The organism is Acidovorax sp. AC410 (genome assembly GCF_979253235.1).
Window position 1 is genome coordinate 6,290,154 of record NZ_CEEDCG010000001.1, and the last position, 26,160, is coordinate 6,316,313.

Here is a 26,160-nt window from a genome sequence, read left to right on the forward strand (position 1 = left end):
CAAGACTTAGATTATATGCACAATTTCGGGTCAGTTTGGAGAAAGCAGTGCTCTGATCTCAAATAATTCCTGGCGCACTGCATTCGAGTCGAAAGCAAAGGCCGACGAGCCGATGGAAAGGTCACCCGCATCGTCCACCAGCATGCTGGGCAGCTCGCTGTCGGCTCCGTCCGCTGCATCGCTGCGCGCGGGCAGTGCCAGCTCCTGCAGGCGATTGCGGGCGCCGCTGATGGTGAAGCCCTGGTCGTACAGCAGGTCGCGGATGCGGCGGATCATGAGCACCTCGTGGTGCTGGTAGTAGCGGCGGTTGCCGCGCCGCTTCATGGGGCGCAGCTGGGTGAATTCCTGTTCCCAGTAACGCAGCACGTGCGGCTTCACACCGCACAGCTCCGCCACCTCACCGATGGTGAAGTAGCGCTTGGCAGGAATGGCGGGAAGCACAGTGCCCATGGGGTTCCGGATTCAAACAGGAAAGCCTGCAAGGGTACTGCAGGCCGGCGGGAACTGCCAGCCCACCCCTGAAATTCAGCGCGCAAACTGGCAAAAATTCACAATCCGGCAGCCGCCTGGATCTGTTCCTTGAGCTTGCTGCTGGCATGGAAGGTCACCACACGGCGCGCCTGGATCGGAATCGCCTCGCCGGTGCGCGGATTGCGCCCCGGGCGCGGCGCCTTGGTGCGGATCTGGAAGTTGCCAAAGCCCGAGAGCTTCACGTCGTTGCCTTCCACCAGGCTCTGCGAGACGAGGTCGAAGAACGCGTCGATCATGTCCTTGGACTCGCGCTTGTTGAGCCCGATCTGGTCGAACAAGAGATCGGCCAGCTGCGCCTTGGTAAGCGCAGGGGTTTCCAGGCTTTCGACTGCAAATTCGATCACGGCATCTCTCCCAGTCAGCATCGTCATGTTGTTGTGTTCGTTCGCTCGGGGCTATTGTCGCCGCGATGGTCAGCCGCGCAGCCGCGCGCCCACGCGCTGTGTGAGCTGCGTCACAGCCGCCTGCACGGCGGCTTCGATCTCGGCCTCGGTCAGGGTGGCCTCATCGCTGCCCAGCGTCAGACGCACGGCCAGGCTCTTCTCGCCGGGGGCCAGGCCACCGACCGGCGTTTCCTCGCCGGCCTTGAGCGGCTTGGGGCGGTACACATCGAACAGCACGGTCGAGCGCAGCATGGCCCCAGGCACGGCGGCCTGCAAGGCCGCCACCACCTCGGCATGCGTCACGCGCTCGGCCACCACCACGGCCAGGTCACGCTCCACGGCCTGGTGCTTGGCGACCGACTTGAACTGCGGCACCACGCGCTGCAGCACGGCGTCGAGCTCCAGCTCGAACAGCACCGGCGCCAGCGGCAGCTCCCACGACTGGCGCCACTGCGGATGCAGCTCGCCCACGAAGCCGATGGCACGCCCCTGCACCAGCACGCGGGCGCAGCGGCCGGGGTGCATGGCGGGGTGCTCGCCCGGCTCGAACGTGGCCTGCAGCGGGGCCAGCAGGGCCTCCACATCACCCTTCACATCGAAGAAGTCGATGCCCTGCTCCTTGCGGCCCCATTGCAGCATGTCGTTGGCGCCGTAGGCCACACCGGCCACGCGCATGGGCTGGTGAAAGCCCTCCACCGTGGTGTCGGTGTTGCGCACGCTGGCATCGCGCAGGAACACGCGGCCCAGTTCGAACACGCGCACGCGCTCGGCACGGCGGTCCAGGTTGAACTTGAGCACCTGCAGCAGCGAACCGAGCAGGCTCGAGCGCATCACGCTCATCTGGCTGGCAATCGGGTTGAGCAGCTTGATGGGCTGGGCATTGCCCGCCAGCTCCTGCTCCCAGCGCTCTTCAACAAAGCTGAAGTTGATGGTCTCCTGGTAGCCCAGGCCGGCCAGCGTGCGGCGCACGGCGAACGGGCTGCGCGTCGCCTCGGCCGGCAGCTTGGGCGTGATGGGGGCCAGCGGCGGCGTGGTGGGCAGGTTGTTGTAGCCCACCATGCGCGCGACCTCTTCGATCAGGTCTTCCTCGATGGTGATGTCGAAGCGGTAGGCGGGCGGCGCCACGGTGACGGTGCCTTCGCCCTCGGTGAACGGCAGGCCCAGGCGCTTGAACACGTCGGCGCACTGCGCCTGCGTGATCGGCATGCCGATGACCTTGGCCGCGCGTGCCACGCGCAGCGTGACGGGTGCTGGCACGGGCAGGTTCACGCGCTGGTCGTCCATCGGGCCGCAGGCCGTCTCGGGCGTGCCGCAGATGTCGATCACCAGCTGCGTGATGCGCTCGATGTGCTCCACCGTCAGCTCTGGGTCCACGCCGCGCTCGAAGCGGTGGCCTGCATCGGTCGAGAAGTTGTAGCGGCGCGAACGCCCGGCCACGGCCCTGGGCCACCAGAAGGCGGCCTCGATATAGATGTGCCTGGTGTCGTCCGACACGGCGGTGGCATCGCCGCCCATGATGCCGGCGAGGGATTCGACCTGCTGGCCGTCGGCGATCACGCCGACCTTCTCGTCCACCGTGATGGTGTTGCCGTTGAGCAGCTTGAGCTGCTCGCCGGCCTTGCCCCAGCGCACGTCCAGGCCGCCATGGATCTTGTCCAGGTCGAAGATGTGCGAGGGGCGACCCAGCTCGAACATCACGTAGTTGGAGATGTCCACCAGCGGCGACACGCCGCGCTGGCCGCAGCGCGCCAGGCGGTCGAGCATCCACTGCGGCGTGGTGGCCCGGGTGTTCACGTTGCGCACCACGCGTCCGCTGAAACGGCCGCACAGGTCGGGCGCGCTGATCTTCACGGCCAGCGTGTCAGGGACCGACGAGCTCACCGCAGGGAAGGCGGGCTGCGAGAGCGGCACGCCGGTCAGCGCCGAGACCTCGCGCGCGATGCCGTACACGCTCAGGCAGTGCGCCAGGTTGGGCGTGAGCTTGAGCGTGAACAGCGTGTCGTCCAGGTTCAGGTACGCGCGGATGTCCTGGCCCACAGGCGCGGAGGCATCGAGTTCGAGCAGGCCGCCATGGTCCTCCGAGAGCTTGAGTTCGCGCGCCGAGCACAGCATGCCCTGGCTTTCCACCCCGCGCAGCTTGCCCACCTTGATCAGGAAGGGCTTGCCATCGTCACCGGGTGGCAGCTCGGCACCCACCAGGGCGCAAGGCACCTTGATGCCCACGCGCGCATTGGGCGCACCGCAGACGATGTTGAGCAAGGCACCCTGCCCCACGTCCACCTGGCACACGCGCAGGCGGTCGGCATCGGGGTGCTGCACGGCCTCCTTGATCTCGCCCACGACGATCTTCGCGAACGGCGGCGCCACGGGGCGCAGCTCCTCCACCTCCAGGCCGGCCATGGTCAGAGTCTCGGCCAGCTCGGCGGTCGAAAGGGGTGGGTTGCAGAACTCACGCAACCAGGATTCAGGGAATTGCATAGTCGAACTCTTGTACGGAAAGTGCCCTGTGCGGCCAGGATCGAAGCGCGCACCAGGACGAAAACGGCGGGGCAACCCGGCCTTGCAGGCAGGGCCGGCCCTTGCTTACTGGAACTGCGACAAAAAGCGGATGTCGCCGTCGAAGAACAGGCGCAGGTCGTTCACGCCATAGCGCAGCATGGTCATGCGGTCGAGGCCCATGCCGAAGGCAAAGCCGATGTACTTTTCGGGGTCCAGGCCCATGTTGCGCACCACATCGGGGTGTACCTGGCCCGAGCCTGACACCTCCAGCCAGCGGCCGGCCAGCGGGCCGGTCTGGAACTGGATGTCGATCTCGGCGCTGGGCTCCGTGAAGGGGAAGAAGCTCGGACGAAAGCGCAGCACCAGGTCGTCGCTTTCGAAGAAGGTGCGGCAAAAGGCCGTGAAGATCACCTTCAGGTCCTTGAAGCTCACGTTCTCGCCGATCCACAGGCCTTCGCACTGGTGGAACATGGGCGAGTGCGTGGCATCACTGTCCACGCGGTAGGTGCGGCCCGGCGCGATGACGCGGATCTCGGGCATGGGCTGGCCGGAGTCGAGCGCGGCGCGGTGCTTCTTGACATGCTGCACCGCGTGGCGGATCTGCATCGGGCTGGTGTGCGTGCGCAGCAGGTTGGGCGCCTCGGGGGTGCCGCCTTCCACGTAGAAGGTGTCGTGCATGGAACGCGCGGGATGGTCTTCCGGCGTGTTCAGTGCGGTGAAGTTGAACCAGTCGGTCTCGATCTCGGGGCCCTGGGCCACGTCGAAACCCATGGAGCCGAAGATGCCCTCGATGCGCTCGAGCGTGAGCGACACGGGGTGCAGCCCGCCCTGCCCGCGCTGGCGCCCTGGCAGGCTCACGTCCAGGGCCTCGGCCTTGAGCTGGACCTGCAGCTCCGCATCGGCCAGCGCCTGGCGGCGCGCGGTCAGCGCGGCCTCGATGGCTTGCTTGGCGACGTTGATGGCGGCGCCGCGGGACTTCTTCTCGTCCACCGACAGCTGCGCCATGCCCTTCATGAGCTCGGTCACGCGACCGGCCTTGCCCAGGAACTGCGCCTTGGCGTTTTCCAGATCAGCAGGGGTGGCGCTTTGGGCAAACAGTTGCGTCGCGCTCTCGACCAGGGAATCCAACTCGTTCATATCGACTCTTGAAAATGAACAAGGGCTAGTGCCTTCACAAGCCCTAGCCCTTGCTGTTATTGCGCAAACAGCCGTCCGGTGAGAGACGACCGCCTGTCGTGAACTCAAGCAGCCAGCTTGGCCTTGACTTGCTCCACGATGCTGCCAAAGGCAGCCTTGTCGTGCACTGCGAGGTCGGCCAGCATCTTGCGGTCGATCTCGATGGATGCCTTCTTCAGGCCGTTGGCGAACTGGCTGTAGGTCAGGCCCAGTTCACGGGCAGCGGCGTTGATACGGGCGATCCACAGTTGGCGGAACACGCGCTTCTTGGTGCGGCGGTCACGGTAGGCATATTGCCCAGCCTTCATTACCGCCTGTTTGGCGATACGGAAGACGTTACCGCGGCGACCACGGAAGCCCTTTGCAAGGGCGAGAACTTTCTTGTGACGGGCACGGGCCGTTACACCACGTTTGACGCGAGGCATGTGAGTACTCCTTGTTCGTCGTTATTAAAGGCCAGCACCGGGCAGCATTTGTGCAATAGAGCCCATGTTGGTCTCATGCACATTCACTGCACCACGCAGGTGGCGCTTGTTCTTGGTGGTCTTCTTGGTCAAGATGTGACGCTTGAAGGCTTGACCGCGCTTGACGGTGCCACCGGGACGAACGCGGAAACGTTTTTTCGCGCTGCTCTTGGTCTTCATTTTGGGCATGTGAATGCTCCTTTTCTTTGTGCTCGTGAGGCGTTTGCAAAACGATTTGCAAACTTGTTGGCCCCGAGCCACTTTTTCAGCCGGCTTTCACCGGCTGTGCGGCAGCGCTTTCGCGCTGCCTATCGCCGGGCATCCCCCTTGCAGGGGTTGCCCGGCAAATCCTGTCTCTCTGCTGCGGTCCGCCTCAGGCGGCACTGCCCGAAGGCGTGCCCTCTGTCGCGGCCGACTTGGCTGCAGCGGGCTTCTTCTTGCCCGGCGCAATCATCATGATCATCTGGCGGCCTTCCAGCTTGGGAAACTGCTCGATGATGATGGTGTCGGCCAGCTCGTCGCGAATGCGGTTGAGCAACGCCAGACCCAGCTCCTGGTGGGTGATTTCACGGCCGCGAAAACGCAGCGTGATCTTGCACTTGTCACCATCGGCCAGGAAGCGGCGGATGTTGCGCATCTTGATGTTGTAGTCACCATCGTCCGTACCCGGACGGAATTTGACTTCCTTGATCTCGATCACCGTCTGCTTGGCCTTCGCCTCGGCAGCGCGCTTTTGCTCCTGGTACTTGAACTTGCCGTAGTCCATCAGGCGGCACACCGGCGGGTTCGCTGTGGCAGCGATTTCCACCAGATCCACGTCCAGCTCACCTGCCATGCGCAGGGCTTCCATGAGGCTGACCACGCCCAAAGGCTCATTCTCGGGCCCGGAGAGACGGACTTCCGGGGCCATGATTTCACGGTTCAGGCGGTGCTTGCGCTCTTCACGGTGGCGACGATCACGAAATTCAGTAGCGATGGCTATCTTCCTTCAATCAAAATACTACAAAAAATGTAGCTACAACCGTACAGTTGGCAAGCGACAAAGCGCGTTTTGAATCAAACTCAGGCTTTGGTGGCGATGTCATTGGCGATCAGCTCAGCGAACGCTTCTATGGACATCACTCCGAGGTCACGATTGCCCCGGCCGCGTACTGCAACGGCGCCTGCGGCCTTCTCCTTGTCGCCCGCGACGAGGATGTACGGCAGCTTTTGCAACGAATGCTCGCGTATTTTATACGTAATCTTCTCGTTGCGCAGATCCAGGGCCAACCTAAGGTCTTGATTCGGCAGTGCTTTTTGCAGCCGTTCAACAATTTCGCGACAGTAATCGGCCTGCGCGTCGGTGATATTGAGCACCGCAACCTGCACCGGGGCCAGCCAGACGGGGAAGGCGCCGGCATAGTGCTCGATCAGCATGCCGATGAAGCGCTCCATGCTGCCCACCGTGGCGCGGTGCAGCATCAGCGGGCGCTTGCGGCTGCCGTCCTCGGCCACGTACTCGGCGTCCAGGCGCTCGGGCAGGTTCGGGTCGATCTGCATCGTCCCGCACTGCCACTGGCGGCCCAGCGCGTCCTTGAGCGTGTACTCGATCTTGGGGCCGTAGAAGGCGCCCTCGCCTTCGGCGATCTCGAACTCGCAGCCCGAATGGCGCAGGCCGTCCATCAGCGCCTTTTCGGCGCGGTCCCACGATTCATCGGTGCCGATGCGCGCCTCGGGGCGCGTGGCCACCTTGTAGATGATGTTGGTGAAGCCGAAGTCCTTGTAGACCTTCTGCACCAGCGCCGTGTAGTTGGCGCACTCCTCCAGCACCTGCTCTTCGGTGCAGAAGATGTGGCCGTCGTCCTGCGTGAAGCCGCGCACGCGCATGATGCCGTGCAGGCCGCCCGTGGGCTCGTTGCGGTGGCAGGCACCGAACTCGCCGTAGCGCAGCGGCAGGTCGCGGTAGCTCTTGATGCCCTGCTTGTAGATCAGGATGTGGCCGGGGCAGTTCATCGGCTTGAGCGCGTACTCGCGCTTTTCCGACTCAGTGGTGAACATGTTGTCGTGGTACTTGTCCCAGTGGCCAGTCTTCTCCCACAGCTGCTTGTCCAGGATCTGCGGACCCTTGACCTCCTGGTAGCCGTTGGTGCGGTACACGCGGCGCATGTACTGCTCCACCTCCTGCCACAGGGCCCAGCCCTTGGGGTGCCAGAACACGGTGCCGGGCGAATGCTCATCCATGTGGAACAGGTCGAGTTCGCGGCCGAGCTTGCGGTGGTCGCGCTTTTCCGCCTCTTCCAGCATGGTGAGGTACTGCTGCAACTCGTCCTTGGTGGACCAGGCCGTGCCATAGATGCGCTGCAGCATCTCGTTGCGGTGGTCGCCGCGCCAGTAGGCACCCGCCACCTTCATGAGCTTGAAGAACTTGAGCTTGCCGGTGCTGGGCACGTGGGGGCCGCGGCACAGGTCTTCGAACGCACCTTCGCGGTACAGGCTCACATCCTCGTTGCTCGGGATGCTGGCGATGATCTCGGCCTTGTAGTTCTCGCCCAGGCCCTTGAAATAGGCCACGGCCTCGTCGCGCGGCAGCACGCGGCGCTGCACGGGCTCGTCCTTGGCGGCCAGGTCGGCCATGCGCTTTTCGATCGCCACCAGGTCTTCGGGCGTGAAGGGGCGCTTGTACGCGAAGTCGTAGAAGAAGCCGTTCTCGATCACCGGGCCGATGGTCACCTGCGCTTCGGGGAACAGGTCCTTGACGGCATAGGCCAGCAAGTGGGCCGTGGAGTGGCGGATGACCTCCAGGCCATCGGCGTCCTTGGCCGTCACGATGGCCAGCGGGCTGTCGGCCGTGATCTGGTAGCTGGTGTCCACCACCTTGTCGCCGATCTTGCCGGCCAGGGCCGCCTTGGCCAGGCCAGCGCCGATCGATGCCGCTACTTCGGCGACCGTGACCGGGCCGGGGAACTCTCGCTGCGAACCGTCGGGGAGCGTGATATGGATCATGGTGGGTCTCTTGTCCGTGGATGGTGGGTATCGGGGTCGATCACGGGGCACACGCCCTGCGGAATCGAAAAACAAAAAAGCGCGGAACCGGCCGCGCTTTTGATTGGGGAGAATGAATCTCGTGCAGGCGCGAACGGCCAGCCACTAGTGGCCGGTGGAGAACTCCGTTGTAGTTCGCGGTGTCATAACCAGATTGCCTTTCTCGCCCTTGTGGGAAATCAAACAGTTGATGCCACCATTTTAACCATGTTCACAAGAGGGCGCACCGCCAGTCGCGTGCCGACAACATTCGCCCCACACCCTGAAAGCAAAAAGCCACCCCGTGGGGTGGCCTCTTGCAGTCTCCTCATCCCTCTTCGCGAGGGACTTCAGATCAGTGGAACTGCTCTTCTTCGGTCGAGCCGGTCAGCGCGGTCACACTGGACTTGCCGCCCTGGATCACGGTGGTCACTTCGTCGAAGTAACCCGTGCCCACTTCCTGCTGGTGCGACACGAAGCTGTAGCCGCGGTCGCGGGCTGCGAACTCGGGCTCCTGCACCTTCTCGACATAGGCCGACATGCCGCGGGCCACGTAGTCCTGGGCCAGATCGAACATGTTGTACCACATGGAGTGGATGCCAGCCAGCGTGATGAACTGGTACTTGTAGCCCATGGCGCCCAGCTCGCGCTGGAACTTGGCGATGGTGGCGTCGTCCAGGTTCTTCTTCCAGTTGAACGAAGGCGAGCAGTTGTAGGCAAGCATCTTGCCGGGGTGCTTGGCATGCACGGCTTCGGCGAACTTGCGGGCGAACTCCAGGTCGGGCGTGCCGGTTTCGCACCACACCAGGTCGGCGTACTCGGCGTAGGCCACGGCGCGCGAGATGGCCTGGTCCATGCCCTTCTTCGTCTTGTAGAAGCCTTCTGCGGTGCGTTCACCGGTCAGGAAGGGCTTGTCGTTCTCGTCGTAGTCGCTGGTCAAGAGGTCGGCGGCTTCGGCATCGGTACGGGCGATCACCAGGGTGGGCACACCGTAGACGTCGGCAGCCATGCGGGCGGCGATCAGCTTCTGGCAGGCTTCGGTGGTGGGCACCAGCACCTTGCCGCCCATGTGGCCGCACTTCTTCACGGAGGCCAACTGGTCTTCGAAGTGAACACCACCGGCGCCAGCGCGGATCATGGCCTTCATCAGTTCGTAGGCGTTGAGCACGCCGCCGAAACCGGCTTCGGCATCGGCCACGATGGGCGCGTGGTAGTCGATATACGCCTTGTCACCTGGGTTGATGCCCTTGGACCACTGGATCTCGTCAGCGCGGGTGAAGGAGTTGTTGATGCGCTCCACGACCTTTGGCACCGAGTCCACTGGGTACAGCGACTGGTCGGGGTACATGGCCGAGTATTCGTTGTTGTCGGCAGCGACTTGCCAGCCCGACAGGTAAATGGCCTTGATGCCGGCCTTCACCTGCTGCATGGCCTGGCCACCGGTCAGCGCGCCCAGGCAGTTCACGTAGGGTTCGTTGTTCACCAGGTCCCACAGCTTCTCGGCACCGCGGCGGGCCAGCGTGTGTTCGACCTGGAAGGAGCCGCGCAGGCGCACCACGTCGGCAGCGGAGTAGCCGCGCTTGATGCCCTTCCAGCGGGGGTTGGTGGCCCAGTCTTTTTCCAGGGCGGCAATCTGCTGTTCGCGGCTCAGTTGTTCGTTGAAGGATTGGGGCATGGGGTCTACTCCTGAGGTTGGTTGAAAACACCGGGCTGCGTTTGCTGCCCATGGAGAGAACTTTAAGTCTTCTATAAGAGTTGCACAAGCTCTTATGTCTTATATAAGAGATAAATTTTTCTCTTTTAAAACAACACCTTATGCTTCAAATTCCTCAATGTGAAAACCATTTTCTCGTATTGAGAGAAATTGCCGCACCGCAACATTCTTGCATTCCATATCGCCAAAAGCAATTTTTGCAATGTGAAATTAGAAGGACCCCAGTTCGAAAACCGTCCTTGCCCTCCAGGCCCAGCAGGCAACTCCTCCCGTTTCCGCCTTGCCCGCCGCCCTATTTCCTTACAGAACGTGACAATTCGAGCATCCAGTCGCCGCTCTCGATGCGTGCGGCAGAGGTCACCCGGCCAGGGTTGATCTCGTACACCAGGCAGTCGACCGGCCGGCCATCCACCTGCAGCGTGCGCTCGCGCCTGAAGTACTCGTCGTCGGGCCTGCCGTGGATTTCCTCGATCTCGTCCAGGCGCCGCTCCAGCGCCGGCGCAATCGCATAGACCTCGCCGACCACGTCCAGGGTGCCGCCCAGCACCAGCCCGGGATACGCCCCCAGGTGGTACAGCGTGCCCGCGGTGCGCGAGATCCCGACGAAGCGCGGCGCCGGCTGCAAGCGCGTGATGTCGTTGGTGCCGCCCTGGCGCAGGGTTCCGTACACGAACACACAGCGCAAGGGGCCGGGCGGATGGGATGCATCGGGCATGGCGTGCAGATCCATTTTTTGGGCGCTGCCTGTCAGGCAGTGAGCGTGATCTTGCCGGCGCGCCCTGGCACATCGCTGGCGGCCGACGCCTTGGCCGCATCCGCAATGTCGAAAGAGGCCTCCACCGGCAGGCGCAGTTCGCCGCTGGCGGCCAGGCGGATCAGCTCGCCGATCAGGCGCGCCATCTCGGCCGGTGGCGTGGCCTCGGAGCGCTTGGCACCCCAGAAGCCCTTGACCGTGGCCTGCTTGAAGATCAGGTTGTTGGCGCTCAGCACCAGGGGCTGGCCCGACATGGCGCCAAACGACACCAGCGTGGCACCCGTTGCCACCACATCCATGATCTGGTTGGCGGCATCGCCGCCGATGGAATCCACGGCCCGCACGATGGGCTCGCCACCCGTGATGGCCTGCACGCGCTCCTGCCAGCCGGCCTGCTCGGTCGATACGCCATGGGCAATGCCCAGGGCGTCGAGCTCGGCCACCCCGGCATCCCTGCGCACCAGGTTCACCACCTTCACGCCGCGCGCCTGGGCCAGCATGGCCACGGTCTTGCCCACGGCGCCGTTGGCGGTGTTCTGCACCATCCACTGGCCCGGCTGCAGCTGCAGGTCTTCCAGCAGCATGGCGGCCGACAGCGGCATCGCAATCAGCTGGCAGGCCAGGCCGTCCGCCAGCGCATCGGGCACCGGGATCAGCTTGGCGCCCTGGGCCAGAAAATACTCGGCCCAGGTGGCGCTGGCGCCGGCCAGCATCACGCGCTGGCCCACCTTCAGGTGCGTGACGCCCTCGCCCAGCGCATCGACCACGCCCACCGCTTCCGTGCCCGGCACCGCCGGCAGCGGTGGCTTGTAGCCGTATTTGCCGCGGATGATGGCCAGGTCATGGTTGTGGATGGGCGACATCGCCATGCGCACCCGCACCTGGCCGGCGGCGGGCTGGGGCTGCGGCCGGTCGGCCAGGGTCAGCACTGCGGAAGGTTCGCCAAAGGATTCAAAAACGACGCTGCGCATGGGGGATTCCTCAGAACAGTGGAGGGTGAAAAGAGCGGCGCGAGGTCTGCGCCGGGTGCGCCTGGGAGCTTAGCGTCTGTGCAATCATCGCGGGGTCGCCGTGCCGACACGCCCGATTCCCGCCTGCCATCCAAATGCCCTCTGCCAGGGCACTGGGGCACTGGCACGCAAGACACTCCCGCTCTCGATGACCGCCCCCAGCCGCACCCTTGCCTACCTTTGCCTGGCCCTCAGCATGTCGCTGGTGGGCAGCTATGTCGCCCTGTCCAAGCCGCTGGCCGCCGTTCTGCCGGTGTTCCTGCTGGCGTGGATGCGCTTTGGCATCGGCGGCCTGGCCATGCTGCACTGGCTCAAGAAGCCGGCCGACGAACCGCCGATGACGGCGCAGACCCGGCGCCTGCTGTTCCTCGAATCCTTCCTGGGCAACTTCCTGTTCACCGCCTGCATGATCTATGGCGTGAGCCTGACGAATGCGGTGTCGGCGGGCGTCACCATGGCCAGCATGCCGGCGGCGGTGGCGGTGATGAGCTGGGCCTTTTTGCGCGAGAAGGTGGCACCGCGCACCTGGGTGGCCGTGGGTTGCGCCGTGGTGGGCATTGCCCTGTTTGCCCTGGCAAGCCCCAGCGCCGGCCATGCAGGCCCGGCAGGTGCCGATGCGCCCGCAGGCAAGGCCGACCTGGCCTGGCTGGGCCAGCTGCTGCTGCTGGGCGCCGTGGTGTGCGAGGCGGCGTACTCCGTGATCGGCAAGAAGCTCACGGGCGCGCTGGGCCCCAAGCGCATCACCTCCCTCATCAACCTGTGGGGCTTCACGCTGTCCATGCCCCTGGGCCTGTACGCCGCGTGGCATTTCGACTTCGCGGCCGTGGGCTGGGGCACCTGGGTGCTGCTGGTGTTCTATGCCCTGGCGGCCAGCATCTGGACCGTGTGGCTGTGGATGACCGGCCTGCGCGTGGTGCCCGCAGCGCAGGGCGGCGTGTTCACCGTGCTGCTGCCCGTGAGCGCCGCCCTGGTGGGCGTGCTGGTGCTGGGCGAATCGCTCAGCGGCCTGCAACTGCTGGCCTTTGGCATCGCGCTGGCCAGCGTGCTGCTGGCCACCCTGCCCTCGCGCCTGGCCTGGCGCGTGGGCAAGGGCTCACGCCGTTAGCGCCGTCGCGCTGACCACGATGCCATCGGCATCGGCGTAGAGCCAGTCTCCGGGGCGCACCCACACGCCCTGGATCTGCACCGCCACGTCGCGCTGGCCCTCGTTGCGCTTCTCGGTGGGCAGGGGCATCAGGGCCAGGGCGCGGATGCCGACCGCCGCAGCGCGCAACTCGGCGATGTCGCGCACGCAGCCATCCACCACCACGCCGGCCCAGCCGTTGCGTGCGGCGGCGGCGGCCAGGTTGCCCCCGACCAGGGCCTTGCGCAACGAGCCGCCACCATCCACCACCAGCACGCGGCCGTTGCCGGGTGAATCGACCGCGGCCTTGACCAGGGTGTTGTCCTCGAAGCATTTGACGGTGCTCACCGGCCCGCTGAAGGCCGGCACGCCACCCAGGTCCTGGAATACCGGGGGCAGCACCCGGAAGGCGCCACTGTCGTCGCCTTTGTGTACGTCGCAGAAATCGCAGGTGCTGAACGCCGGGGAGGATGGGGCTGTCATGTTGCAAAGGCCTTTCGTGGTGGAAAAAGGGGAAGGCGGGAACTGCGCGGCAGTCCGTCGCCGTTGATTGTCATGCAACGCCGCGGCGTGTGACTGCACACCTGCCCCGTCGCGGGGCGCGCCCGAATAAACCGCCGGGGCCCACTTTCCCCCTGGGGAAAGCACCAAAACGGTGAGCTTTACCTTCCCAAGGGCAAGCAAGCAACAAATCGAGGCAAAAAAAGCGTTTTCTCCCTTGGAAACGCGTTTTTTTCCCAGTAGCATCGGCCTGCCAGCAGAGAGGCTAGGCTCTCACTGGTCAGACAATCTACTTCCAACAAGGAAAATCCAACATGGCAACTGCAAAAAAGGCTCCGGCAAAAACAGCACCCGCAGCCAAGACGCCCGCCACCAAGGCGGCGGCTCCTGCCAAGAAGCGCACGCCCAACGCTGCGTTCATGAAGGCCCTCACCCCCAGCCCCGCTCTCGCGGCTGTGGTCGGCTCGGCACCGCTGCCACGCACGGAGATCATCAGCAAGCTGTGGGTCTACATCAAGGCCAACAACCTGCAGGATGCTGCGAACAAGCGCAACATCAATGCAGATGCCAAGCTCAAGGAGCTCTTTGGCAAGCCCCAGGTGTCGATGTTTGAACTGGCTGGCCTGATCGGCAAGCACGTCAAGTAAACACGCAAGCGCACAGAGCGCCTCCCGCACTCTCTGAAAAGCCGGCCTCGCGCCGGCTTTTTTGCGTCCTCTTTGTGAAATCCATGCAAGAACGTTGCAAAACAGCAACGAGCTGAATAAAAATAATACGCAATAAGATTAATATTCCGACGCCCTGAAGCACAGCCACGCACGCGATCTGCCGTTGCCAGCCACTGCACCCTTTGCAGCAACTCCTGCCCTGCACGCCGCCTGCCAGCCACTGCTTCTGAACACCCCTGCCGCGGGCCCCCTCGCGACCCCTTTGTTCCGTTGGAGAAGCCACCTTGGCCAAGAAAAAAATCCGCCGTGCAGCTCAGCCTGCTGTGCACGCCGCCGCCGCTGCACCCATCGCTGCAGCCACCACCTCCTCCTTCACTTCCGACAAGGGCCTGCTGCCCCTGGGCGCGCTCATGCTGGCCGCCTCGGTGAGCAGCTGGGCCCAGACCGCCACGCCCGAAGCCACCATGGGCACGGTGACGATCAAGGAAGCCGCCGAAGTGCAAGGCAAGGACACCCTGCTGCTCAAGAAGACCACGGTCGGCAAGGGCAACCAGGACATCAAGGACATTCCCCAGTCCGTGACGGTGTTCACCGAAAAGCTCATGAACGACCGCAACCAGGACGACTTCCGCGAGGTGCTGCGCACCACGGCGGGCGTGACCTTCCAGTCCGGTGAAACCGGCGAGGAAGACGTGCGCCTGCGCGGCTTCTCGCTGGGGCAGGCCGGCGACATCTATGTGGACGGCATGAAGGACGCCCCGCTGATCGAGCGTGACACGTTCAACAACGACCGCATCGAAGTGCTCAAGGGATCGGCCTCCATGCTGTTCGGCAAGGGCTCGACCGGTGGCGTGGTCAACCAGGTGAACAAGTACCCGCTGCTGATCGACCAGCACGAAGCCGCCTACACCTTCGGCACCGGCCAGTACCACCGCGCCACGGGCGACTTCAACTTCAAGACCGGCGAAAACGCGGCCTTGCGCCTGAACGCCATGGTGCAGGAGTACGACAACTACGGCGCCAAGCAGGACAAGCGCGGCATTGCGCCGACTTTCGCCTGGGGCATCGGTACGCGCGACGAGTTCTCGATCGGGCTGTACTACCTCGAATCCAAGGGCCGCCCGCTGTACAACCACCCCTGGCGCCTGGTCGACGGCAAGATCAACACGCCCCTGGAGGCGCGCAATTACTACGGCCTGGCCAGCGACCACAACAACAGTTCTTCGCAGTACGTCACGCTGGGGCACATCCACCGCTTTGACGACAACGGCGAGGTGAACACGCGCCTGCGCTACGGCAAGTACGAGCGCGACCTGCTGGCCAGCACCATCGGGTTCCAGAACGGCGCGCTCACGCTGGACCAGATCAACGGCGACACCGCGCTGACCCGTGGCTCCAAGGGCCGCCTGGGCGAAAGCGAAGTGCTGCAGGTGCAAAGCGACTACAACAACACCTTCAACTGGGGTGGCCGCAAGCATGCGGTGCTGGCGGGCGTGGACTACTACGACGACGATGCCAGGCGCAACCAGAACTACGCCAATACCACGACACGCCCGAACACCACCGTGGGTTCACCCAACGATGGCGCCTGGGTGGCCGACGGCCGCGCACCGGTGCAGTGGAACACCTTCACCTCGCGCAACCTGGGCCTGTACCTGCAGGACACGGTTTCGCTCAACGACACGCTCAAGCTGGTGGCCGGCCTGCGCTATGACCACTTCAAGGCGTCCTACAACAACGCGACCGGCGCGCTGAGCAACTCCCGCTCCGACAGCCTGCTCAGCCCCCGCGTGGGCCTGGTGTTCCAGCCCAACGAATGGGCCTCGTACTACGCATCGTTCGGCACGTCGTACAACACCTCGGGCGACACCTACCAGTTCGGCAACCCCGGCACCGCCACCGCCCGCACGGCCAACACCCCGCCCGAGAAGAGTCGCAACTTCGAGATCGGCAGCAAGTTCGAGCTGTTCGAGCGCCGTGCGCTGCTGGGTGTGGCCGCGTTCTACAGCCAGAAGTACAACGAGCGCAACACCGACCCTGACACCGCAGCCCAGCAAGAGCTGCTGTCCGGCAAGCGCCACGCCACCGGCATGGAGTTCAATCTGGCAGGCCGCCTGACGCCCCAGTGGGAGCTGTTTGCCAACCACACCTGGATTCCTTCGGCCAAGATCGACGACAGCAACGTGGCGCTGCCAGCCAACGGCGGCGGCGCACAGGTGCAGGGCGACCGCCCCGGCCTGACACCCAAGCACAGCGGCAGCGTGTGGACGACCTATGCGGTCACCTCCAAGGTGCGCCTGGGTGCAGGCCTGACCTACCGCAGCAAGCAAAACCCTGAAGGTTCGCGCGCGGTGTACGCCAGCGGCTTTGCGGTGATGGATGCCATGGTCGAATATGCCTTCGACGACAAGACCTCGCTGAAGCTGAACGTGAACAACCTGTTCGACCGCACCTATGCCGACGGCCTGTACCGGGGCTTCTACACGCCGGGCGTGCCACGCTCCGTGCAGATGACGCTGAAGACGCGCTTCTGATGCCGTGACGAGATGACTGCGCCCCCTTCACCGGGGGCGCAGTCACAATCAGGCCCCATGTTCCTGCACATCAAGAATGTACTGACGGCCGAAGAAATCGCACTCTTTCGGCAAAAGCTCTGGGCACCCGACACCCCGTGGGTGGACGGAGCCCGCAGCGCGGGCGGCCAGGCCGCACACCAGAAGAACAATCTGCAGCTGTCCCAGGGCAGCGAGCTCTCGGGCCAGCTGCAGGGCCTGGTCAAGGCGGCGCTCGCCCGCAACGCGTTGTTCTTTTCAGCCGCCCTGCCTCGGCGCATCTACAACCCGCTGTTCAACCACTACGGCGACGGCGCCAACTTCTATGGCGACCACGTGGACAGTGCCGTCATGCTCTCCCGGGCCGACAACGCCTGGATGCGCAGCGACCTGTCGTGTACGCTGTTCCTGACCCCGCCGAACGAGTACGAAGGCGGCGAACTCGTGGCCACCGAGGCCTGGGGTGAAAAGCGCATCAAGCTGCCGGCTGGCGACATGGTCATGTACCCCGGCAGTACCGTGCACCAGGTGCTGCCCGTTACCCGCGGCCATCGCATCAGCAGTTTCTTCTGGGTGGAGAGCATGGTGCGCAGCCTGGAGCAGCGGCAATTGCTGTTCGACATGGACATGGCACTGCTGCGGCTCAGACAGAGCGCGGGCGAAAAAGACCCATCGGTGATCACGCTGTCGGGCACCTACCACAACCTGCTGCGCATGTGGGCCGATGTGTGATGGCCTGACGCCAGCTCCTATTGGCATTGCATGACCGACGTTCCCACACGCCAACCGCTTCCCCCGGGCATCGCCAGCCTGGCGGATCACGAGCAGCACGCCAGGCAGCGCCTGGACGACAACGCCTGGGCCTACTTTGCCGGTGGCGCAGCCGACGAAATCACCCTGCGCGCGAACCGCAGCGCCTGGGACGCCCTGCCCCTATGGCCGCGCGTGCTGCGCCCCCTGGCAGGTGGCCACACGCGCATTGAACTGCTCGGCCGCACGCTGGCCCACCCGGTGCTGCTGGCACCTGTGGCCTTCCAGCGCATGGCCCACGCAGACGGCGAGCTGGCCACCGCCTACGCGGCTGCCGCGATGGGCGCCGGGCTGGTGCTGAGCACCCAGGCCACGCTGCCGCTGGAGACCATTGCCCAGGCCGTGCTCAACGATGCCGGGCGCGGGCCCCTGTGGTTCCAGCTGTACCTGCAGCACGACCGGGGCTTCACCCGCGCCCTGGTGGAACGTGCCGAAGCCGCCGGCTACGAAGCCCTGGTGCTCACCGTGGATGCGCCGTCCAGCGGCACACGCGACCGCGAGCGCCGGGCGGGCTTTCGCCTGCCGCCCGGCATCGGCGCCGTGAACCTGGCCCAGATGCCGCCGGCACCGGCCGTGGCGCTGCAGCCCGGCCAGAGCGCGCTGTTCGATGCCCTGCTGCACCAGGCCCCCACCTGGGACGATGTGGTCTGGCTGCAATCGATCACCCGGCTGCCGGTGCTGCTCAAGGGGGTGCTGCACCCGGCCGACGCCCGCCAGGCCGCGGGCCTGCAGGTGGCCGGCCTGGTGGTGTCCAACCATGGCGGCCGCACCCTCGACACCGCGCCCGCCACGGCCAGCGCGCTGCCGCGCATCGTGCAGGCGGTGGAGGGCAGCCTGCCCGTGCTGGTGGACGGCGGCATCCGCCGCGGCACCGACGTGCTCAAGGCCATGGCGCTCGGGGCATCGGCCGTGCTGGTGGGCCGCCCCGTGGTCTGGGGCCTGGCCAATGCGGGTGCTGCCGGGGTGGCGCACGTGCTGCGCCTGCTGCGCGACGAGCTGGAAATCGCCATGGCGCTCACCGGCTGCGCCACGCTGGCAGATGCCTCGCCCGCCTTGCTGGGAGCGGATCTCTAGAACGCGTTCAAGGCCGGCAATCGGGTTTTCCCCTCTCGCCAGGAATGGTTTGTTGCAAATGCGAAAAATTCGCATTTATAATCACCCATCTTCTACCAGCCAGCCACCACTGCCTGCCGCCATGATCGTCTGTGTTTGCCGCCGGATTTCTGACCGCGAGATCGCCCGCCACGCCCGTGCAGGCATGAGCTTTGATGAAATCCAGTTCGAACTGGGCGTCGCCACCCAATGCGGATGCTGCGAAAGCTGCGCCCGCGACGTGGTGGCCCAGTGCAGTGCATCGAGTCCGGTCGCCGCCCTGCACAACGAGGCAGCGCCCCAGACGATCCAGCTTGCCAGCTCCATCATGGAAAGCAAGGCATGGAACTCCTCTCTACACTCGCCGGCAGCCTGATCCTCGTCGCAGGCTCGGCCTGGTGGATCTTCCGCAAATAATCAAGGTCTCACGGGCCTGCGCCGCTTGCCGTGCAAGCGGCGGCAGCTGCCATCACACTTATGTCTCACCCTGATCGTTTTGCCCCTCCCTCGGGCGTCAGTCGCAATACCGTGATCGTAGGCTCCGTCGTGCTGCTGCATGTGGCGGGGATCTGGGCGCTGCAGTCGGGCCTGCTGCGTCGCGCGGCGGAAATCATCGTGCCGGCAGAACTGCTCAGCGAGTTCATCGCGCCCCCCGCCCCCAAGATCGAGCCACCACCCAAGCCACCGGCACCACCGCCACCGCGGCCGGCGCCCCAGGTGAAGGCGCCGCGCCCGGCCCCCATGCCCGTGGCCATTGCCGACCCGACACCGGCACCCAATGCCCCCACGGGTGTGACCACGCCGCAGCCCCCCGCGCCGCCCATCGCCGCCCCCGTGGCCGTGGAAGCACCGCCACCGGCCCCGCCCGCGCCTCCGGCCCCGCCCAAGATCGAGCTGCCCTCGAGCGACGCCGCCTACCTGAACAACCCCAAGCCGAGCTACCCCGCCATCAGCAAGCGCATGGGCGAGCAGGGCAAGGTGGTCCTGCGCGTGCTCATCGGCACCGACGGCTCGCCGCAGAAGGTGGAAATCAACAAGTCCAGCGGCTTCGAACGCCTGGACCGCCAGGCCCAGGAAGCCGTCATGCGCTGGCGTTTCACGCCCGGCAAGCGCAATGGCGTGCCAGAGACCATGTGGAACCTGGTACCCGTCAATTTTGTTCTCGAATAATCATCAGGAGTTCTCATGGAATCGCAATTCGGCATCGCCAACGTATGGATCCAGGGTGACTTTGTCACCCGCGCAGTGGCCGTCATCCTGCTGGCCATGTCCCTGGCCTCGTGGATCGTCATCATCATCAAGGCCCTGGACATCGTGAAGTTCAAGAAGCACACCCGTGCCGCCCAGGACTTCTGGCACAGTGAGGACTTTGCCGCCGGCCTGTCCAAGCTGGGCAGCGACAACACCAACCCCTTCCGCCACCTGGCCCTGGAAGGCCGCGAAGCCACGGCCCACCACCGCAACACCAAGGCCCACCTGCACGACAGCCTGGACGTGAGCGACTGGGTCACGCGCTGCCTGCGCAACTGCATCGACGAATTCACCTCGCGCCTGCAGTCGGGCCTGGCCATCCTGGCCTCGGTCGGCTCCACCGCCCCCTTCATCGGCCTGTTCGGCACCGTCTGGGGCATCTACCATGCCCTGCTGGCCATCGGCACCTCGGGCCAATCGACCATCGACAAGGTGGCCGGCCCCATCGGCGAAGCGCTGATCATGACCGCCCTGGGCCTGGCCGTGGCCATCCCCGCCGTGCTCGGCTACAACGCCCTGGTGCGCGGCAACAAGTCCATCCTGGGCGGCCTCAACAGCTTTGCCCACGACCTGCACGCCTATTTCGTCACCGGTGCCCGCGTGTCTGCCGGCGGCGAACAGGCCAAGGTGCTGCCGCTCAAGAAAGGCAGCTAAGCCATGGCCTTCGGAACGCAAGACGAAGCCGATGACGTGATGAACGAGATCAACATGACGCCGCTGGTGGACGTCATGCTGGTGCTGCTCATCATCTTCATCATCACCGTGCCCGTCATGAAGCACTCGGTGAACGTGGACCTGCCGCGCGCCACCAACCAGCCCGAGGACATCAAGCCCGAGACCGTGCGCCTGTCCGTGGCGGCCGACGGCAAGTACTACTGGAACGAGTCCCAGGTGTCGGACGAGGAACTCTTCCCGCGCCTGCAGGCCGAAGCGGCCAAGCAGCCCCAGCCGGACCTGCACATCCGCGGCGACAAGGAAGTGCGCTACGAACGCGTGGCCCAGGCCATGGCCAGCGCCCAGCGCGCCGGCGTGCGCAAGATCGGCTTCGTGACCGATCCGCAGTGATGCGCCCTGCGCCGCAAGGCGCGGTCCGCTGCCCCGCAACAACAGGCCTTCGGGCCTGTTTTGCTTGGGGCCTGTAGCGCACAAGCCGCAATGGTTTCACCCAATCCGGGCCGCAACCGAGATTCATACCCTTCAATGTGCGAAATCACTTGACCAGTAATTGCGAATCACTATCATTAGCACACCGTACACGATTCAACGTACCAGGAACCCTTCCATGCAAGCCACCCTCACTGCCGCCACGCTCCTGCGCCCCGCCTCTGCAGACCCACTGCAGCCGCAGCACGCCGGCGCATTGCGCAGCGCCGCCGCAGGGAACGCAACCGCCGCCGTGGACAGCAACGATCTGCTGCAGGGCCAGAAGGCCGTGGCCATCAGCCACAACGGCTCGGTGTACCGCCTGCAGGCCACCAAGCTTGGCAAGCTGATCCTGACCAAATAGGGGGCATTTTTTCTTCAACCGGTTTCATCGTGGGGCGACTCCCGGGCTTCCAGTCCGCAAGGGTCGTTTTTGCCAGCCAACGGGCCAGATTGTCCCGCGTAGCCAGGCCTTTTTTCCACGGCAGCCTTTTCGGGGTGCGCCAGCAGCCACTGCGGCACGCCACCGACCTTTCAACGGCCCCTCGGGGCCGTTTTCATTGGTGCACGCCAGACCCTGCGCGCCACCTTGCAGGCAAACGCCGGAAATGGACGGATATCACCCCGCTGTTCCCACGCAGGGTCGGGATAGGTGTGTGAAACACTTCTTGACGTTTCTCCCCTTTGCGGGCATCGCCATCCAGACCCAATCTGGGGGCCAGCCACACGCCATCGGCGTAGCGCAAAAGGGGCCATCCGCCTACCTTCCACAGCCCATGACCCAGCCCACCGCCGCCCGGCCCGAGATTTCCAAAGCCCAGTTGCTCCAGGAGCTCTCGGCCTTCGCCAATCCCAGTGACCGCAAGGGCGTGACCCTGGTGCTGCGCGACCATGTGCTGTATTGGGGCTTCATCGCCACAGTGCTGTTGGCCGAGCCGATGTGGCTCAAGCTCGTGGCCGCGCTGATGGCGGGCGTGCGCCTGTCATCGTTCTACACCCTGGCGCACGACGCCGCCCACGGCACGCTGGCGCGCTCCAGGCGCCTGAACTGGGTGCTGGCCCTGGTGGCCGGCGTGCCTGCCACGCACAACTACCGCATGTGGTCGCACGACCACAACAAGGTACACCACCCCTACACCAACGGCGACCACTTCGACTACTACACGCCCTACTCCAAGGCCGGCTACGACGCGCTGCCCTGGCACAGGAAGGTGCTGGAGCACATCTACCGCGCGCCCCTGGGCATCGGCCTGTGGCTGTACTTCGCGATCCACTGGTTCCCGACCCGCGTGTACCCCAACGTGCGCACGCCCAAGGACCAGGTGCCCGAGTCGCGCAAGTACTCTGCCCTGCTGCTGGCCTACCACGGCAGCTACGTGGCCTTGCTGCTGTGCTCGCCCGCCTTCGCCCCCGTCACGGCCCTGCAGGCCGTGCTGCTGGGCTGGGTGCTGCCGCTGTTCACGCTGATGTTCCTGAGCAGCACCTCGCTGTACATCATGCACACCCACCCCAACATCCCCTGGTTCAAGAGCGACGACCTGCGCAGCAACCGCCACAGCCCCGAGGTCTGCTCGGTGGTCTGGGTGCTGCCCGACTGGATCTCCAAGGTGGTCAACAACGTCTACAACCACGCCGCGCACCACGCCCACGCCGGCATCCCGTCCTACCACCTGCTGGCCGCGCAAAAGCGCATGAACGAGCTGGTGGGGCACAAGCTGGTGATCGAGAAGGCCTCGGTGCGTACCCTGCTGCGCACCATGCGCACCTGCAAGCTCTACGACTACGAGAACCACCAGTGGCTCGACTTCAAGGGCCAGCCCAGCGCACCGCGCATCGACCTGGAGCAAAAGGGGCTGGTCGCATTGCGCAACCCCGTGCGCCGGCCTGCAGCGGCCAGCCAGGCCCCCGTGCCCAGCCCCTCTGCAGCGCCCAGCAGCAACGCCCTGCCCCACCCGATGGCGGACGCCACCGCCTGATCTCTGATGTCCCCAAAACGAAAAAACCGGCCAAGGCCGGTTTTTTTCATGGGTGGTGCATGCCAAAAGGCATGTCGTGGCTCACAGGCCGATGGCGGCGATGCCGGCGCGGGCGACCTGCGCATCTTCGGTCGACTTCACGCCGCTCACGCCCACGGCGCCCAGGCACTGGCCATCCTTGAGGATGGCCACGCCGCCTTCGAGCAGGCCGTCGATGGTGGGCGCGCTCAGGAAGGCGGTGCGCCCGCCGTTCACGATGTCCTCGTACACCTTGCTGTCGCGGCGGCCCAGGGCGGCCGTGCGGGCCTTGGACGGAGCGATGTGCGAGGACACGGCGGCCGCGCCGTCCAGGCGCTGCAGCCACAGCAGGTGGCCGCCATCGTCGACGATGGCGATGGTCACGGCCCAATTGTTCTTCAGGGCTTCGGCTTCGGCGGCTGCGGCAATGGCCTTGACGTCGGCCAGTTCGAGTTCGTGCTTGGTTTTCATGGATGCGGTGCGAGGTTGGAGGAGGCGCCAGAGCACCTCCAGGGATGGAAACCGGCAAGCATAGCGGCTCCCGGCGGGGCCACCAACTGTGCCTGGGGCGAAAGAATAGTGACCACGGACAGCGCAATCCCTCCAGCCCCGCCACCAGCGCATCCCATGGCAAGCCCGTTGGCCGGTGCGGGTATTGCCTTTGGGGGGAACGCCTCCACCTAGAATTTGTCCAAGCCTGTACCGTGCAGGCAACTAGGAGAGATACAGATGAATGACCAAGTCACCACCCTGAACCATTCGGCGGGCTATGGCATTTCGCAGGAAGAGCGCCACAAGGTGCTGCGCAATACGTACTGGCTGCTCGCACTGAGCATGATCCCCACCGTGCTGGGCGCCTGGATCGGCGTCGCCACGGGCATCACGCAGTCGCTGCGCGGCGGCGTGGGCCTGATCGTGTTCCTGGGCGGCGCATTCGCCTTCATGTACGCGATCGAAAAGACCAAGCGTTCGGCTGCTGGCGTGCCGGTGCTGCTGGCCTTCACCTTCTTCATGGGCCTCATGCTCTCGCGCATGATCGGCATGGTGCTGGGCTTCAAGAACGGCACCGACCTGGTGATGACCGCATTTGCCGGCACGGCAGGCGTGTTTCTCGTGATGGCCACCCTGGCCAGCGTGATCAAGCGCGACCTTTCGGGCATGGGCAAGTGGCTCATGGTGGGCGCGCTGGTGCTCATGGTGGGCGGCATCATCAACTACTTCGTGGGCTCCACGGCTGGCATGATGGCCATCTCGGTGGCAGCCATCGGCATCTTCAGCGCCTACATGCTGTATGACCTCAAGCAGATCCTGGACGGCGGCGAGACCAACTACATCAGCGCCACCCTGGCCCTGTACCTGGACATCTTCAACGTGTTCCAGAGCCTGCTGGCCCTGTTGGGCATCATGGGCGGCGAAAAGGACTGAGTTCCTTTTTGGCCCTGCTTCCCCCAAAAGGCTCCTTCGGGAGCCTTTTTCTTGAGCCTGCGCAACGGCCAACCCTCAATCCGGGCGGGCTGCTGCCGATAATGGAAGTACATGCGCCATATCGACTTCTTCGCCCCCCAGCCTGTCCTGCGCCTTCTGGCTGTGTCCGCTGTCCTGCTGGCACTGAGCGGGTGCGACCAGCTCACCGCCACACTGGGGCTGAACGAGGCGCAGCAGAAGGACACCGAGGCCAGGGCCATCGGCGGCGCCTGCCGCCACGCGCTGCGCGGGGTGGAGGACTGCTACACCCTCAACCCCAAGGCCCCCAAGGCGGCCGTCTTCGACGGGTGGAAAGACATGGACCAGTACATGCGCGACAACAAGATCGAGGGCACGCCCGCGGTGGTCGTCAAGCCCGCCGAGCCGCCGCCCCGGCGTGCAGCGCCAAGGGCATCCGCACCCGCCGAGAATTGAACCCACCAAGACAAAGGGGCCCTCGGGCCCCTTTGCGCTTCGTGGCGGGCGATGCTGCCCAGCGTCAATCCCGCTCAAACACCGCCATGCTTTCGACGTGCGCCGTGTGCGGGAACATGTTGACCATGCCGGCCGCCTTGCAGCGGTAGCCACCCAGGTGCACCAGCAGGCCCGCATCGCGCGCCAGCGTGGCGGGGTTGCAGCTCACGTAGACGATGCGCTTGGGCGGCGTCCAGTGCTCGGCACCGGGGGGCAGCGGTGCCGCGCCTTCGGCGCCGATGCGCGATTGCTCGATATCGGCCAGCGCCTTGGCCAGCGCGAAGGCGCCTTCGCGCGGCGGGTCCACCAGCCACTTGTCGGCCGATCCATCGGCGATCAGCATTTCGGGCGTCATGTCGAACAGGTTGCGTGCCACGAAGTCGGTGGGCGCCAGGGCCTTGCCGCCTTCGGCCACCAGGCCCTGGTTGAGCCGGTAGTTCTCGCGCGAGCGCGCCACCAGGGTCTCGCTGCCCTCGATGCCCAGCACCTCGCGGCCCTGCGTGGCCAGGGGCAGCGTGAAGTTGCCCAGGCCGCAGAACCAGTCGATCACGCGCTCGTGCTTTTGCACGTCCAGCAGGCGCAGCGCGCGCGTGACCAGCACGCGGTTGATGTGCGGGTTCACCTGCGTGAAATCGGTGGGCTTGAAGGGCATGGTGATACCGAAGTCCGGCAGGTCATAGGACAGCTGCTCACCGCCCTCGTCCATCAGCTTCACGGTCTCGGGGCCCTTGGGCTGCAGCCACCATTGCACCTGGTGGGCGGTGGCGAAATCGCGCAGCCGGCCCATGTCGTCCGCACTCAGCGGCTCCAGGTGGCGCAGCACCAGCGCAGTCACGCTGTCGCCACAGGCCAGTTCGATCTGCGGGCAGGTGTCACGCGCGTCCATCGAGGCAATCAGCGCGCGCAGCGGCATCAGCATCGCGTCCACGTGCGGGGGCAGCACCGGGCAGGTCTGCATGTCGGCCACGTAGCGGCTCTTGCGCTCGTGAAAGCCCACCAGCACGGTGCCCTTCTTGATCACATGGCGCACCGACAGGCGCGCGCGGTAGCGGTAGCCCCAGGCGGGGCCCTCGATGGGGCGCAGCACCATCTCGGCCCGTACCTTGCCCAGGTGCCAGAGGTTGTCTTCCAGCACGCGCTGCTTGACCGCCACCTGCCCGCCCACGTGCAGATGCTGCATCTTGCAGCCGCCGCAGGCGCCGGCGTGCAGGCCGAAATGCGGGCAGCCCGGACGCACGCGCTGCGACGATTCGCGGTGGATCGCCGTCAGGCTGGCCTGCTCCCAGTTGTTCTTCTTGCGGTGGGTGTTGGCGGTGACGTATTCGAACGGCAGGGCGCCGTCGATGAAGACCACCTTGCCATTGGGTCTGCGGGCCACGCCCTGGGCTTCGAGGTCCAGGGATTGCACGGACAGCCAGCCTTCCGGCAGTTCTCCCGCCTCCTGCTGGGCGGGTTCATACGAGGGGGACAATTCTTTGGGTTCGCTCATCCCCCGATTGTCTCAGAGGCCGCGAACCGTTCCACACCCCGTCCCCCGGGGGCGCGATGGGCCCCCCC

Annotated in this window: 27 protein-coding genes; 13 read left to right on the forward strand and 14 right to left on the reverse strand. The window is 65.2% G+C overall.

From position 1 onward, the window contains the following. Positions 1-30: 30 nt before the first annotated feature. The 11 genes from AC0IZS_RS29215 to AC0IZS_RS29265 all read right to left on the reverse strand — a co-directional run bounded on the left by AC0IZS_RS29215 (position 31) and on the right by AC0IZS_RS29265 (position 11,492). Positions 31-450, reverse strand: coding sequence for a MerR family transcriptional regulator (locus tag AC0IZS_RS29215; protein WP_471638880.1), 420 nt, complete (start codon positions 448-450; stop codon positions 31-33). 98 nt (positions 451-548) lie between these two features. After that, complete coding sequence (locus AC0IZS_RS29220; protein ID WP_322596515.1) at positions 549-902, reverse strand: integration host factor subunit alpha; 354 nt, start codon at positions 900-902, stop codon at positions 549-551. Between the two features lie 42 nt (positions 903-944). After that, positions 945-3,392: a phenylalanine--tRNA ligase subunit beta gene (pheT, locus tag AC0IZS_RS29225; RefSeq protein WP_471638881.1), complete on the reverse strand. Its 2,448-nt coding sequence runs from the start codon at positions 3,390-3,392 to the stop codon at positions 945-947. Between the two features lie 105 nt (positions 3,393-3,497). Next, the gene (gene pheS, locus AC0IZS_RS29230) at positions 3,498-4,550 is read right to left on the reverse strand and encodes a phenylalanine--tRNA ligase subunit alpha (protein WP_471638883.1); all 1,053 of its coding nucleotides are present in this window, start codon (positions 4,548-4,550) and stop codon (positions 3,498-3,500) included. Positions 4,551-4,654: 104 nt separating this feature from the next. Further along, positions 4,655-5,014 (reverse strand): 50S ribosomal protein L20, encoded by a 360-nt coding sequence (gene rplT, locus AC0IZS_RS29235; protein WP_005795139.1) that lies wholly within the window; start codon positions 5,012-5,014, stop codon positions 4,655-4,657. Positions 5,015-5,038: 24 nt separating this feature from the next. Then, positions 5,039-5,242, reverse strand: a complete 204-nt coding sequence (rpmI, locus tag AC0IZS_RS29240; RefSeq protein ID WP_007857467.1) for a 50S ribosomal protein L35 — start codon at positions 5,240-5,242, stop codon at positions 5,039-5,041. A gap of 184 nt (positions 5,243-5,426) precedes the next feature. Continuing rightward, positions 5,427-6,035, reverse strand: a complete 609-nt coding sequence (gene infC / locus AC0IZS_RS29245; RefSeq protein WP_471639598.1) for a translation initiation factor IF-3 — start codon at positions 6,033-6,035, stop codon at positions 5,427-5,429. 80 nt (positions 6,036-6,115) lie between these two features. Then, positions 6,116-8,035, reverse strand: coding sequence for a threonine--tRNA ligase (gene thrS, locus AC0IZS_RS29250; RefSeq protein WP_471638884.1), 1,920 nt, complete (start codon positions 8,033-8,035; stop codon positions 6,116-6,118). Between the two features lie 373 nt (positions 8,036-8,408). Beyond that, entirely contained in the window at positions 8,409-9,728 is a 1,320-nt protein-coding gene (gene aceA / locus AC0IZS_RS29255; RefSeq protein WP_471638885.1) for an isocitrate lyase, read from the reverse strand. A 331-nt stretch (positions 9,729-10,059) separates the two neighbouring features. Further along, positions 10,060-10,482, reverse strand: coding sequence for a gamma-glutamylcyclotransferase family protein (locus AC0IZS_RS29260; RefSeq protein ID WP_428000268.1), 423 nt, complete (start codon positions 10,480-10,482; stop codon positions 10,060-10,062). A 32-nt stretch (positions 10,483-10,514) separates the two neighbouring features. Then, positions 10,515-11,492 carry a zinc-binding dehydrogenase gene (locus tag AC0IZS_RS29265; protein ID WP_471638886.1) on the reverse strand — a complete coding sequence of 326 codons (978 nt, stop codon included), beginning with the start codon at positions 11,490-11,492 and terminating at the stop codon, positions 10,515-10,517. 187 nt (positions 11,493-11,679) lie between these two features. Here AC0IZS_RS29265 and AC0IZS_RS29270 point away from each other — a divergent pair, with 187 nt between their 5' ends. Then, entirely contained in the window at positions 11,680-12,636 is a 957-nt protein-coding gene (locus AC0IZS_RS29270) for a DMT family transporter (protein WP_471638887.1), read from the forward strand. Here AC0IZS_RS29270 and rraA read toward each other — a convergent pair. Further along, a complete protein-coding gene (gene rraA / locus AC0IZS_RS29275) occupies positions 12,625-13,137 on the reverse strand; it encodes a ribonuclease E activity regulator RraA (RefSeq protein ID WP_471638888.1) in 513 nt (170 codons plus the stop codon). The genes AC0IZS_RS29270 and rraA overlap by 12 nt on opposite strands. 332 nt (positions 13,138-13,469) lie before the next feature. Between rraA and AC0IZS_RS29280 the strand changes: the two genes are divergently transcribed. The 10 genes from AC0IZS_RS29280 to AC0IZS_RS29325 all read left to right on the forward strand — a co-directional run bounded on the left by AC0IZS_RS29280 (position 13,470) and on the right by AC0IZS_RS29325 (position 22,647). Then, complete coding sequence (locus tag AC0IZS_RS29280; RefSeq protein ID WP_007856154.1) at positions 13,470-13,802, forward strand: SWIB/MDM2 domain-containing protein; 333 nt, start codon at positions 13,470-13,472, stop codon at positions 13,800-13,802. A gap of 305 nt (positions 13,803-14,107) precedes the next feature. Then, the gene (locus AC0IZS_RS29285) at positions 14,108-16,357 is read left to right on the forward strand and encodes a TonB-dependent receptor (RefSeq protein WP_471638889.1); all 2,250 of its coding nucleotides are present in this window, start codon (positions 14,108-14,110) and stop codon (positions 16,355-16,357) included. 57 nt (positions 16,358-16,414) lie between these two features. Then, on the forward strand, positions 16,415-17,107 hold the full coding sequence (locus AC0IZS_RS29290) for a Fe2+-dependent dioxygenase (RefSeq protein ID WP_471638890.1): 693 nt from the start codon (positions 16,415-16,417) through the stop codon (positions 17,105-17,107). A gap of 30 nt (positions 17,108-17,137) precedes the next feature. Continuing rightward, positions 17,138-18,259 carry an alpha-hydroxy acid oxidase gene (locus tag AC0IZS_RS29295; RefSeq protein ID WP_471638891.1) on the forward strand — a complete coding sequence of 374 codons (1,122 nt, stop codon included), beginning with the start codon at positions 17,138-17,140 and terminating at the stop codon, positions 18,257-18,259. 121 nt (positions 18,260-18,380) lie between these two features. Beyond that, complete coding sequence (locus tag AC0IZS_RS29300; RefSeq protein WP_007856164.1) at positions 18,381-18,653, forward strand: (2Fe-2S)-binding protein; 273 nt, start codon at positions 18,381-18,383, stop codon at positions 18,651-18,653. 101 nt (positions 18,654-18,754) lie between these two features. Next, positions 18,755-19,447 carry an energy transducer TonB gene (locus tag AC0IZS_RS29305; RefSeq protein WP_471638892.1) on the forward strand — a complete coding sequence of 231 codons (693 nt, stop codon included), beginning with the start codon at positions 18,755-18,757 and terminating at the stop codon, positions 19,445-19,447. A 15-nt stretch (positions 19,448-19,462) separates the two neighbouring features. Further along, positions 19,463-20,182 carry a MotA/TolQ/ExbB proton channel family protein gene (locus AC0IZS_RS29310; protein ID WP_007856166.1) on the forward strand — a complete coding sequence of 240 codons (720 nt, stop codon included), beginning with the start codon at positions 19,463-19,465 and terminating at the stop codon, positions 20,180-20,182. 3 nt (positions 20,183-20,185) lie between these two features. Next, a complete protein-coding gene (locus AC0IZS_RS29315) occupies positions 20,186-20,593 on the forward strand; it encodes an ExbD/TolR family protein (protein WP_471638893.1) in 408 nt (135 codons plus the stop codon). 217 nt (positions 20,594-20,810) lie between these two features. Then, positions 20,811-21,035, forward strand: coding sequence for a hemin uptake protein HemP (hemP, locus tag AC0IZS_RS29320; RefSeq protein ID WP_471638894.1), 225 nt, complete (start codon positions 20,811-20,813; stop codon positions 21,033-21,035). Between the two features lie 412 nt (positions 21,036-21,447). Continuing rightward, the gene (locus tag AC0IZS_RS29325; RefSeq protein WP_471638895.1) at positions 21,448-22,647 is read left to right on the forward strand and encodes a fatty acid desaturase family protein; all 1,200 of its coding nucleotides are present in this window, start codon (positions 21,448-21,450) and stop codon (positions 22,645-22,647) included. 81 nt (positions 22,648-22,728) lie between these two features. Here AC0IZS_RS29325 and AC0IZS_RS29330 read toward each other — a convergent pair whose 3' ends face one another. Next, complete coding sequence (locus AC0IZS_RS29330; protein WP_057203655.1) at positions 22,729-23,136, reverse strand: GlcG/HbpS family heme-binding protein; 408 nt, start codon at positions 23,134-23,136, stop codon at positions 22,729-22,731. Between the two features lie 258 nt (positions 23,137-23,394). On the opposite strand from AC0IZS_RS29330, the gene AC0IZS_RS29335 reads away from it, so the two are divergent. Then, positions 23,395-24,090: a Bax inhibitor-1/YccA family protein gene (locus tag AC0IZS_RS29335; protein ID WP_471638896.1), complete on the forward strand. Its 696-nt coding sequence runs from the start codon at positions 23,395-23,397 to the stop codon at positions 24,088-24,090. A gap of 111 nt (positions 24,091-24,201) precedes the next feature. Beyond that, positions 24,202-24,564, forward strand: a complete 363-nt coding sequence (locus AC0IZS_RS29340; RefSeq protein WP_471638897.1) for a hypothetical protein — start codon at positions 24,202-24,204, stop codon at positions 24,562-24,564. A 64-nt stretch (positions 24,565-24,628) separates the two neighbouring features. Here the strand turns inward: AC0IZS_RS29340 and rlmD are convergent, their stop codons facing one another. Then, on the reverse strand, positions 24,629-26,092 hold the full coding sequence (gene rlmD, locus AC0IZS_RS29345; protein WP_471638898.1) for a 23S rRNA (uracil(1939)-C(5))-methyltransferase RlmD: 1,464 nt from the start codon (positions 26,090-26,092) through the stop codon (positions 24,629-24,631). Positions 26,093-26,160: the final 68 nt, after the last annotated feature.